11 protein-coding genes are annotated in these 10693 nt (G+C 62.9%); 7 read left to right on the top strand and 4 right to left on the bottom strand.

Annotated elements, in window-relative coordinates; all coding sequences use genetic code 11:
• From JCM12178_RS15235 to JCM12178_RS15225, 3 genes are all read right to left on the bottom strand, one after another.
• Positions 1–626 (bottom strand): site-specific integrase (locus JCM12178_RS15235; RefSeq protein WP_054652614.1); only part of this gene is annotated, 626 nt, incomplete at its 3' end.
• A complete protein-coding gene (locus JCM12178_RS15230) occupies positions 601–1563 on the bottom strand; it encodes a GGDEF domain-containing protein (RefSeq protein WP_054652612.1) in 963 nt (320 codons plus the stop codon). The genes JCM12178_RS15230 and JCM12178_RS15235, both read right to left, overlap by 26 nt.
• Before the next feature lie 70 nt (positions 1564–1633).
• On the bottom strand, positions 1634–2173 hold the full coding sequence (locus tag JCM12178_RS15225) for a tetratricopeptide repeat protein (RefSeq protein WP_054652610.1): 540 nt from the start codon (positions 2171–2173) through the stop codon (positions 1634–1636).
• A gap of 76 nt (positions 2174–2249) precedes the next feature.
• On the opposite strand from JCM12178_RS15225, the gene JCM12178_RS15220 reads away from it, so the two are divergent.
• The 7 genes from JCM12178_RS15220 (at position 2250) to JCM12178_RS15195 (ending at position 9806) form a co-directional block, all read left to right on the top strand.
• Entirely contained in the window at positions 2250–4022 is a 1773-nt protein-coding gene (locus JCM12178_RS15220; RefSeq protein ID WP_054652608.1) for an aldehyde ferredoxin oxidoreductase family protein, read from the top strand.
• 28 nt (positions 4023–4050) lie between these two features.
• Positions 4051–4254, top strand: a complete 204-nt coding sequence (locus JCM12178_RS20010; protein ID WP_245628814.1) for a hypothetical protein — start codon at positions 4051–4053, stop codon at positions 4252–4254.
• Positions 4255–4361: 107 nt separating this feature from the next.
• Entirely contained in the window at positions 4362–5219 is an 858-nt protein-coding gene (locus tag JCM12178_RS15215) for a class II aldolase/adducin family protein (RefSeq protein ID WP_245628813.1), read from the top strand.
• A gap of 20 nt (positions 5220–5239) precedes the next feature.
• Positions 5240–5935 (top strand): MIP/aquaporin family protein, encoded by a 696-nt coding sequence (locus JCM12178_RS15210; RefSeq protein WP_054652616.1) that lies wholly within the window; start codon positions 5240–5242, stop codon positions 5933–5935.
• A gap of 61 nt (positions 5936–5996) precedes the next feature.
• The gene (locus JCM12178_RS15205) at positions 5997–6782 is read left to right on the top strand and encodes a CPBP family intramembrane glutamic endopeptidase (protein WP_054652606.1); all 786 of its coding nucleotides are present in this window, start codon (positions 5997–5999) and stop codon (positions 6780–6782) included.
• An 84-nt stretch (positions 6783–6866) separates the two neighbouring features.
• The gene (locus JCM12178_RS15200) at positions 6867–8042 is read left to right on the top strand and encodes a metallophosphoesterase (protein ID WP_054652604.1); all 1176 of its coding nucleotides are present in this window, start codon (positions 6867–6869) and stop codon (positions 8040–8042) included.
• Positions 8043–8237: 195 nt separating this feature from the next.
• Positions 8238–9806, top strand: a complete 1569-nt coding sequence (locus JCM12178_RS15195) for a DEAD/DEAH box helicase (RefSeq protein WP_054652602.1) — start codon at positions 8238–8240, stop codon at positions 9804–9806.
• A gap of 190 nt (positions 9807–9996) precedes the next feature.
• Here JCM12178_RS15195 and JCM12178_RS15190 read toward each other — a convergent pair.
• On the bottom strand, positions 9997–10693 hold a 697-nt coding region (locus tag JCM12178_RS15190), incomplete at its 5' end, for an FAD:protein FMN transferase (RefSeq protein ID WP_172677158.1).

Below are 10693 nucleotides of genomic sequence, written 5' to 3'. Positions count from 1 at the left end.
TCAAAGGCGTGCCGCTGTTCCAGCCAGCGGCGGATGCGCTCTTCGGCCTTGCCGGTGAGCGGCACCATGCGCTCCTTGCGCCCCTTGCCCATGACGCGGACAACGCCCGCATCCACATCGAAAACGTCCAGCCCCATGGCCTCGGAGACGCGCAACCCGGAGCCGTACAGCAACTCGGCCAGCGCCATGTCCCGCAGCCCTTCCGGGTCCGGGGTCACGGAAGCCTCCATCATTCCAAGCGCCTGATCCACGTTCAGCGCCCTCGGGTGCGTCTTCTCCTGCTTGGGGTTGCGCACCCCGGCCGTGGGATCGCTCCCGCAGATGCGCTTGCGGGCCAGAAAACGGTAAAAAGCCCGCAGACTCGAGAGCTTGCGTGCCACTGTAGCCTTGCCCACGCCGCGACGGTGCAGTTCGGCGAGGAACCCGCGCACGTGATCCTTGCCGACCTTTTCCGGTCGCTCCAGCGTGGCCTTTCGGCCTGAGAGAAATTCCTCAAACTGGGTGAGGTCCGTGCCGTAGGAACGCAGCGTGGCCGGAGAATAGTCCTTTTCGGCGTCCAGATACTCCAGAAACCGGGTACCGAGTTCGCCGAGACCGGAATCAGTCTTGCCGTTGGTCGAGGACATAGGAGCTCTGCGGGTTTTCCTTGGCCTTTTTCTTCAGCCCCATGGCGATGGCCGAGGCTTCACCATAGTGCTTCAAACGGCCATCGAGATTGAGGACCACGGCGATGGACACGGCCATGAGCGGGAAGGTCCGTTCGTTGCCCTGTCTGTCCGTGGAGCGGATGAAGCCCTGTAGGCGGTCCTTCTCGTCGTAGAAATGCGGCACGATGGAGTCGAACGCCTCGATGACGCGCTTGGCCGACTCCTCGGCCTTGTCCGGGGGCACGATGTACACGAAGTCGTCGCCGCCCACATGCCCGACAAAACTCTTGACCCCGCCAAGGCCGCGAATGGTGTTCACGATGACCCGTGCGGACATCATCAGCACTTCGTCGCCCCGTGAAAAGCCGTACTTGTCGTTGAAGGACTTGAAATGATCGAGGTCGCAGTAGGCCAGGGCAAAGTCCTCGCCCGCATCGATGAGCGTCTGGATGCGCTGGATGATGGAGGTGTTGCCGGGCAACTTGGAAAGCGGGTTGGCGTCAAGCGCGCGCATGGCTCGACAGAGGGTCAGGTTCACCCTGTCGCGCGCCTCATCGGCAGTGAAGGGACGCACGAGGAAGTCGTCCACCTCCACCTGATTCCAGTCCCACGGCTCGCCCATGTCACCCTCGTCGAGCACCATCACCACCGGGAGCTGCCGGTAGACGTTCTCGCTCTTGACCAGCCCGGCGATCTCCTTGCCGCTGATGTCGTCCAGCCGGTTATCCACCACCAAAAGGTCCGGCGGCTCGTTGAACAGGAACTCGATGGCCCCGCGTCCGCGCTCAAAGACGGTCAGCTCCATGGTCTCGGGCGGCCAGAGCGACCCGAACATCTCAGCAAGCTCGGGGTCTGCCGAAAGCAGGAACGCGCGCTGTCGGCGCGAAAAAAGGGAATCGCTCGCAGGTTGGTTCATGGCGGGACGATACCACCCTCCACGGCCCTGCGTCAAAAGGGATGTGCGGGAAATCGCACTGTTTTCAGGTTCAGGAAGGCGTGGGGAGCGGTCTGCAGGTCAGATGCGCCTCCACGGCCTTGGCAACGGAGTCGGCACAGTCGGCCAGACCGTCCTCAATGAGGCCTATCTGGAGGTTCAGTTCCCGCTGCATGGGAATATTGTTGGGGTCAAAAAATATCTTCCACGTCTCGGCGGCCCGTTCGAGGTTCCCGGAGCGTGCGTAGCACAGCCCGAGGTAAACAACGGCCTTCAGCTCCTCGGGCCGACGCTTGTGCACGGTGCGGAACTCCACGCGTGCGGCGTTATACCGCTCGGCAAAATAGAGCGTTTCCCCAAGGCGAAGCCGGACATCGAGGTCCTTTTCCTCCTTGAGGTAGTTGCGGTAAAGCTTGATGGCCTCGTCCCAGTCCTCGCGATCAAAGGCCTCGTTGGCGAGCCTGATGAGCGAAATCGTCTCGGAACTGGCGGCTATGGGCGCCTCGGAAGCCTCCTCGCGCTTGGCGCGGCGAACGGCCCCGAACAGAAAGTTGCGGCGAGATGCGTTGACCTTGTCTTTCTTCTTGGACATAACTCCCCCTGCGGCGCGATGATAGTCAAATCGCCGCAATGGTCAACACAAAGCCGCTGATTGGCGGGGGAATGCAATGAAGAACGGCCCCTACGGCTGGACCGGGAAGGTCCTGCACTTCGACCTCGCAACCGGAACCTGCCGGACCGAACACCCGGACGAATCCGTGTATCGTCGCTTCATCGGCGGAAAGGGACTCGCCGGGCACTACCTCCGCCCCCGCTGCACGCTGGACTGGAACCATCCGGACATGCCGTTCCTGCTCTTTGCCGGACCGCTCGGCGCAACCATCGCGCCCACCTCCGGTCGGGCCTGCATGATGTCGCGCTCCCCTCTCACCGGGGCCGTGGGCGATTCATCCGTGGGCGGCAAACTCGGCACGGAGCTCAAGCGGGCCGGATGGGACGGCATTGTCATCACCGGACACGCCGCCTCGCTGGCAGGCATCGAAATCCGGGACGACGAGATCACGCTTGCTGACGCTTCCGGTCTGCGCCACGCCGAGACCGCCACCGTGTTCGACACGCTGGAGGCCGCAAACGGCAGAAAGATGTCCGTTGCCTGCGTCGGCCCGGCAGCGGAAAACGGCTCCCCCATGGCCGCGGTCATGACCGACAGACACCACGCAGCCGGACGCTGCGGCCTCGGTGCCGTCCTCGCGGCAAAGGGCGTCAAGTATATCACCATCAAAGGCTCCGGGCGTGTAGCAGTCCACGACCTCGACGCGCTCAAGCAGGCGCGGGAGGAAATCTTCCGGCTCACTGCCGCGTCTCCGGTGCTGCTCGGGCAGAACGGCTTCTCCTGCTGGGGGACCGGGTCCATCTTCGATCTGATGGACTCGCGGCGCATGATGCCCACGGACAACTTTTCCAAAACGCGCTTTCCGGACGCGCCGCGCCTCAATGCTCCAGCCTACAAGAAGCGGTACTCCCCGAAAAAGCACGGCTGCAAGGGCTGCCACATCCTGTGCAAGAAGATCGCGCAGGACGGCCGCTCCATGCCCGAGTTCGAGACCATGTCCCACTTCACCGCGCTCATCGGCAACACGGACATGGACGTGGTGCTGGAGGCCAACGACCTGCTGAACAGACTCGGGCTGGACACCATCTCGGCCGGGTCGACGCTGGCCTGCCTGCGGGAGATCAGCGGCAGGGACTTCGACCGCGACTCCCTGCTCGACGCCATCAGTGAGATGGCTTCCGGCGGCTCCCTCGGGGACGGCTCGTTTGCCGTGGCCGACTGCGCCGGGCACCCGGAGGCCTCCATGTCCGTCAAGGGACTGGAGATGGCTGCCTACGACCCGCGCGGAGCCTACGGCATGGCGCTGGCCTACGCTGTCAGCACGCGCGGGGCCTGCCATCTGCGCGCCTATCCGGTGAGCCACGAGATTCTTCGCAAGCCTGTAGCTACGGACCGCTTCTCCTTTTCCGGCAAGGCGCGTATCGTGAAGATCGCCGAAGACGTGAACGCTGCCGTGGATTCGCTCACCGCCTGCAAATTCATTTTCTTTGCCGCCGGGCTGGAGGAATACGCCAAGGCCTACACCGCCGTGACGGGCGTAGCGTCCACCGGGCACGACCTGCAGTCCGCCGGGGAGCGCATCTACTACAACGAGCGCATCATGAACGCCCAGAACGGCTTCACCGCCGAGGACGATGACCTGCCAGAGCGGTTCTTCACCGAGGAAGGCACCTCGGGCGGCGGCGTGGAAATCCGGCCGCTGGACCGCGACGAATTCCTCGCGGCCCGGGCGGCCTACTACCGCGTGCGCGGGCTGGATGAAAACGGCCTGCCCACAGCGGAAACAGCAGCGCGCCTCGAACTTGTTTTCCAACCGGAAACAAACTAATTCGGACAGTTAAGAAGACAAAAAAACAATGAAACGCCTTCTGGACAAATACGCGAAAAAACTCGTCGGACAGGGCCTCGCCGCTCCCGGCTCCCCGCTGCTTGGCGGGCTGGACGCAGAGCTTGAGTGGAACCGCAAGGCCCCCGAAGTCGAAGTGCTCCGGGGCGTTTTCGAGCGCATGAGCATCAACTCGCTGGTATTTGCGCGCCTGCAGAGCCTTACGCATCCATAATAGACTTTCTTGCCGCACGCTATCCGGAGGGCATCTGCCCCCGAGACTGCGAGACACGCACCTTCCTGCACGACATTCCGCTGGCCGTTGATTTCGACACCGACGCCGTGGCCGGAGCCATCCGCAAGCGCAAGGCGGCCATAATCCCCGGCAAGGGCGTCATCAGCCATGGCACGGTCAGCCCGGAACAGGGGTTTGTCTTCTACTCCTCGGTCTGCTTCGCCTGCTTCGTGCTCTTTTTCTCCGAATACCTTTCAGCCTGCGCGGGCGAAGGCCCTGACCCTGAATTCCAAAAGGCGTTCAAAACCGTCTCGGACCATCTTGCTTCGCCCCATACCGAGGCCCCGGCCTTGGCCGAAGGCCCGTTCAACGACGAGGAGACCCTGCTCGCGGCCATGGCCGAGGCCGGACGGGCCGTGGTCGACTACGGGCTGGTGGACTCCTTCTTCGGCAATATTTCCTGCCTGCTCGGCGATACGGTCTACATCAGCCAGACCGGAAGTTCGCTCGACGAGCTGGAAGGCTGCATCGACCCGTGCCCGCGCGACGGCAGCTCGTGCGCGGGCCTGACCGCATCCAGCGAACTGAGCGCCCACGAGGGTGTGTACGCCCGTTCCGGTACCCGCTGCATCCTGCACGGCCACCCGCGTTTCAGCGTCATCATGTCCATGGTCTGCGACGAGACCGACTGCGATTCTTCACGGGAATGTCACATTCGTTGCCCCAAAGAGCGCTACGTTGCGGGCGTTCCGGTGGTTCCGGGCGAGGTCGGCACCGGGCCCACAGGCCTGTGCAACACTTTGCCCCCGGCCATGGAGCGTTCCCCGGCGGCCATCGTCCATGGCCACGGCCTGTTCGCGGCAGGCGAAACGGACTTCAACACCCCGTTCCGGCTCATGCTCGAAACGGAAAACCGCTGCCGCAGGGAATACTTCAGGCGTCTTGAATCATGCCCCCGGAACTGACTCATTCCGGGAGAAACAGCATGAACATCATCATCGCCGAATTCATCGGCACCTTCTGTCTGGTTTTCGCAGGCTGCGGAGCCATTGTCGCGGACAGCCTGTTCGGCGGCGTCACCCACGTCGGCATAGCCATGACCTTCGGGCTGGTTGTCATGGCCATGATCTACTCCGTAGGCAACATCTCCGGCGCGCACCTCAACCCGGCAGTCACCGTGGGCTTTTGCGCCGCACGACGGCTCCCGTGGAGCGCCGTGCCCAGATACTTCGCGGGGCAGTTCCTCGGCGGCATCGCGGCCGCAGCGCTGCTGGCCGTCATCTATGCGGGCAACAGCACCGGCACCCTCGGCTCCACCCTGCCGGTGAACGGCGTGCTTCAGGCGTTCTTCATGGAGGTCGTCCTCAGCTTCATTCTCATGTTCGTTATTCTGAACGTCTCCACCGGACACAAGGAAAAGGGCATCATGGCGGGCGTTGCCGTGGGCGGCACCGTCGCACTCGACGCACTGTTCGGCGGCCCGGTCAGCGGAGCGTCCATGAACCCGGCGCGCTCTCTCGGCCCGGCGCTTGCCAGCGGAACCCTCGAGCACCTCTGGATCTACATGACCGCCCCGGTGGTGGGCACGCTCCTCGCCTCCCCATGGTGCCGCATTGTACAAGGCGCGGAATGCTGCTATGTGCCCTCGGATGCAACAGACGGCTCCTGCACAACCGAGTAACGGCCACGTCGCCCTCTTCGTCTTCCTGACGATCGGGCTGACATGGGCTGCGGAAGCGGCCATGATCGCAAACGGCTTCCGCGCCGAGAGACTGCTCGAACCCGGCGTCATGCTCCTGCTGGTGGGCGTCATGTGGATACCCGGCATATGCGCGCTGGCTGTCAACGCCCTTGCGGGCAGGCCGGTCTCCGCCCTCGGTTTGCGCTTCGGCGGTTTCAAGCCATATCTGGCCGTCATTCCCATCGTTCCGGCCGTCTTCGCCGCAGCTTACGGGCTGAGTTGGCTCATTGGCCTCGGTTCGCCGGACTGGGCCATGACCAGACTGCTCCACGACATGAAAATGGCACCGGGGGCGTCCATGCCTTCCCACCACGCGCTGCTCATCATGCTCCCGGCCAGCGCTATTGTCGGCCCGATCTTCAACTTCCTTGCCGCGCTCGGCGAAGAGCTCGGCTGGCGCGGCTTTCTGCTCCCCGCCCTGATGCCCTTGGGCAAACTCCGGGCCTACCTGCTGCTCGGCATTATCTGGGGCCTGTGGCACATGCCGCTGGTGCTCGTTGGCTTCAACTACCCCGGCCACCCCCTTGCAGGTGTGCTGATGATGTGCCTCGGCACCATCGCCATCGGCATCTTCATCAACGAATTCGCGCTGGCGTGGCAAAGCACCCTGCTGGCCGCGTTCATCCACGCCGCCATCAACGCGCAGGCCTACGGCGTCTGGCAGCACATATTCCCGGATATGAACCCGCTTCTGGGGGGCGACACCGGCCTCACCGGCATCGCCTGCTGGACCGTCGCCGGACTGCTTGCCATGCGCCTCCTCAGCCGGAAGAACCCGGCTGTCTAGACGAAAAAGCGTAGGGACATTAGGAGCCTGTTGGCATAATTCATTTTATGCGTTATGGTTCCAGCCAAACAAGGGAGCAATTCCATGGGCTGGCTGGTCACAGTCGTTACCATAGCGGTGGTCATCACCGCCTATCTCGGCTTGCGCGTCATCCGCCCGCTGCCCCTGCCCGCGTGGCTCAAGCGCCTGTTATTTTTCATTGTCGCCTTTCTCGTCATCGGCCAGCGCTTTGTCTGGATCCTGCGCAAGAACGGGCACGACCATCATCTGATGGACTCCCTCGACCTTGCCGGATATACCTTCCTCGGCTTCATTTCGTTCGTGATGATCATGATGCTGGCCCGGGACGTCCTGAGCATTGCGGCCCGCATAGGCGACGTTTTCGCATCCAGACGAAAACGGGCCATATTCTTCAAGGAACAGAAGGCCTCCCACCGCAGGCTCAGGCTGAACCTGAGCAACGTGGCCATCCTGCTCATCGCCGTTCCCCTGACCGCTTACTCCGTCCACACCGCCCGCTCGCTGCCGAGGGTCACGGAAGTGGAAATCGAGATACCCCACCTCCCTGAACAGCTCGACGGGTACCGCATTCTGCAAGTCACCGACACGCACGTCGGCCCCACCCTCAAAAAGCCTTGGGTGCAGCGGCTGGTGAACCTCATCAACGAACAGCACGCCGACATGATCGTCCACACAGGGGACCTCGTGGACGGCCGCGCATGGTGGCTGAAGCCCGACGTGGCCCCGTTTGCGGAAATGAACGCCCCGTACAAGTTCTTCACCACCGGCAACCATGAATACTATTCCGGCGTGGACGAATGGATCCGCGAAGCCCGCTTCCTCGGCATGGTCCCGCTGGTGAACGAGAGCGTGGTCATCGACGTGAACGGCGCAAAACTGCTGATAGCGGGCGTGCCCGACACGCAGGGCGGCCGCTTCCGCGAGGACCACACTCCCCGCACAAAGGAGGTCATGGACCGCGCCGCTGAGCACGACGTCTCCATCCTGCTGGCCCACAGGCCGGATATCATCTTTGATGCCGACAGGGCCGGGGTGGACATCCAGCTTTCCGGGCACACCCACGGAGGCCAATTCTTCCCGTGGACGCTTGCCGTGGCCTGCTTCAACCCCTACGTCTACGGCCTGCACGATCACGGCCACACCCAGATTTTCGTTTCCAACGGCGCAGGCTACTGGGGCCCGCCCCTCAGGCTCGGAGCGCCGCCGGAAATCGCCGTCATCACGCTGCGAAAAATATAGCGCTGACATTAATCCTTGACCTTGCGCGCCGCATGACTTAGGCCAAGCACAAACCTGCCGCATCGAGAAGTCCTCCCGCACACCCGCCATACGATTCAGACCGGCAACGAGACAGCCGTCCGTTTCAGGACGACTGGTAATTTCGCGAGTGTTTCATTTTGGAAGGGCTTACAGACTTTTTAACCACAGGATACAATGAACCCTTTCAAGAAACTCGGTCTCTCGGACAACGTCTGCGAGGCACTCGCAAAGAAGGGCTTTGAAGAGCCCACCCCCATTCAGGAACGAACCATCCCCATGCTGCTGGGCGAGGAAGCGGACATTGTCGCGCAGGCCTCCACCGGCACCGGCAAGACCGCGGCCTTCGGCCTGCCCATCATCGAACGCGCCGACGAAAAGATGCGCGGCGTGCAGATGCTGGTGCTTGCGCCTACGCGTGAACTCGCCATTCAGGTCGCCGAGGAGATCAACTCCCTCAAGGGCAGCAAGAAAATTCGTGTGCTGCCGGTCTACGGCGGGCAGTACATCGGTCTCCAGCTCAAGAGCCTCCAGCAGGGCGTCGACGTCGTGGTGGGAACCCCCGGCCGCATCCTCGACCACCTGAACCGCGGATCACTCAACCTTTCGCACATCACCATGGCCGTTCTCGACGAGGCGGACGAGATGTGCGACATGGGCTTCATCGACGACATCCGGGAAATTCTCTCCCAGAGCAACCCGGACCGCCAGACCCTGCTCTTCTCCGCCACCATGCCCTCGCAGGTCATGCGCATCGCCTCCGAATTCATGGGCGAGTACAAGACCGTGGCCGTGCAGCCCAAGAAGAGCGAAGCCCCGCTCACCAAGCAGGTCTTTCACGAAGTGTCCGAGTCGGACCGCTTCGAAGCGCTCTGCCGCGTCATCGACGTGGAACCGGAGTTCCGGGGCCTCGTGTTCTGCCGCACCCGCTCGGACACCGACGAGGTGGCCCGCAGGCTGGCCGAACGCGGCTACCCCGCCGAGCCCATCCACGGCGACCTGAACCAGTCCCGGCGCGAACACATCCTCGGCAAGTTCCGCAACGGCACCATCGACATTCTGGTGGCCACCGACGTGGCGGCGCGCGGTATCGATGTCCCCGACCTCTCGCATGTCGTCAACTTCGCCCTGCCCCAGGACCCCAAGACCTTCGTGCACCGCGTGGGCCGCACTGGCCGCGCAGGCAAGGAAGGCACCGCCATCACGCTCATCACCCCGCGCGAGTTCCGCAAGCTCATGTTCATCTGCCGCGACTCCGGCGTTGACATCTCCAAGGAGCCGCTGCCCAAGGTGCAGGACGTGATCTACTCCAAGAAAAAGCGCATCAACAGCCAGCTCGACGAAATCTTCGCCACCGAAGATTTTGAGACCTACCTGCCGCTGGCGCGCGAGTTTCTGCAGGAGCGCGACCCTGAGGAAGCCATGGCCGCCCTGCTCCGTTACGCCTTCGGCGACGAATTGGAGCACGACGCCTACCGCGAAATCCACGAAGCCCAGCGCAACGACCAGCGTGGCGGCCGGGTGAAAATGATCGCCAACATGGGCAAGAATCAGGGCATGAACCCCAAAAAGTTCGTGAACTTCCTGGTGAACAAGACCAAGACCCGACCCTTCAAGGTCCAAAACGTCAAGGTCCAGAACCACCAGACCACCTTCACCGTTCCCGAACAGGAAGTGAAGTTCATCCTGCGCGGCCTGAACCGCTTCCCCGGCAAGGACGGGCAGCCGTTCTGCCGTAAGGCCTAACTTCCCGAATCATGTATACCAAAGGCCCGGACGCTCAAGCGTCCGGGCCTTTTTTTTTTGGCTGCATGTGAAACGCCCCCGGATGGGGAGTCCGGGGGCGTTTACAAGGGAGGTGTTCGTCCCTTTTCAGGGGGACTGGAGGCGAGGGGGTGTTCAGGTCCCTCTTGGGGGTATGTTATGGCTTGAGGGCTCAGGCCTTAACAGCGTTGCTCCAGTGGCGCGAGGTAACGCGCGCGCCGGATTTTCCGACAACAAGACATTCTCTGCCCGGCAGTTCGTCCACAAGGCGGACACCCGCCTTGGGGGCCATGACAAAAGCCGCGGTAGCCAGCGCATCCGCTTCCATGACCGTGGGAGCGGTCACGGACACGCTGACGCTCTGTGTCGGCGACTGGGCGGTCTGCGGGTCCACCACATGATGATGGGCCTGACGGGCGTCGTAGAACACCTCGTAACCGCCGGAGGTGGCAACGGCCGCATCACGCAGCTTGATGACCGCGGGGTAGCGTCCCTTGCGGGCGGGGTCTTCGATGGCGACCATCCAGGGATGGCCCGGGGCGCGTTCACCCCTTGCCCGAATGTCCCCGCCCGCATTGACGAGGTGATTCGCCACACCGTGAGCGGCCAGGACGTCGGAGGCACGGTCCACGATGTAGCCTTTGCCGATGCCGTCGAAGGTCACGCGCATGCCCTGTTTTCCGAGCCGGATCTCATTGTCGGAAAGGTGCACGGCGGTGGAGTCGACCAGTTCGAGGGACTCGGCCAATTCGTAATCGGGCAGATCAATGCCGCCCTGAGGATTTGCATGTTTTTTCAAAAGGTCCACCAGCGGCAGCACGGTGGCGTCGAAGGAGCCGCCGGAGAGCGCGCTGAGGTCCTTGCGCGGG

It is taken from the genome of Salidesulfovibrio brasiliensis JCM 12178 (genome assembly GCF_001311825.1).
GTDB lineage: Bacteria > Desulfobacterota > Desulfovibrionia > Desulfovibrionales > Desulfovibrionaceae > Pseudodesulfovibrio > Pseudodesulfovibrio brasiliensis.
This window is presented reverse-complemented; position numbering and strand designations above follow the sequence as displayed.

Coding starts and splice junctions, on each gene's coding strand:
- JCM12178_RS15225 (WP_054652610.1), bottom strand. CDS start 2,173: ATGTCCAAGAAGAAAGACAAGGTCAACGCATCTCGCCGCAACTTTCTG.
- JCM12178_RS15200 (WP_054652604.1), top strand. CDS start 6,867: ATGGGCTGGCTGGTCACAGTCGTTACCATAGCGGTGGTCATCACCGCC.
- JCM12178_RS15205 (WP_054652606.1), top strand. CDS start 5,997: ATGATCGCAAACGGCTTCCGCGCCGAGAGACTGCTCGAACCCGGCGTC.
- JCM12178_RS15210 (WP_054652616.1), top strand. CDS start 5,240: ATGAACATCATCATCGCCGAATTCATCGGCACCTTCTGTCTGGTTTTC.
- JCM12178_RS15220 (WP_054652608.1), top strand. CDS start 2,250: ATGAAGAACGGCCCCTACGGCTGGACCGGGAAGGTCCTGCACTTCGAC.
- JCM12178_RS15195 (WP_054652602.1), top strand. CDS start 8,238: ATGAACCCTTTCAAGAAACTCGGTCTCTCGGACAACGTCTGCGAGGCA.
- JCM12178_RS20010 (WP_245628814.1), top strand. CDS start 4,051: ATGAAACGCCTTCTGGACAAATACGCGAAAAAACTCGTCGGACAGGGC.
- JCM12178_RS15230 (WP_054652612.1), bottom strand. CDS start 1,563: ATGAACCAACCTGCGAGCGATTCCCTTTTTTCGCGCCGACAGCGCGCG.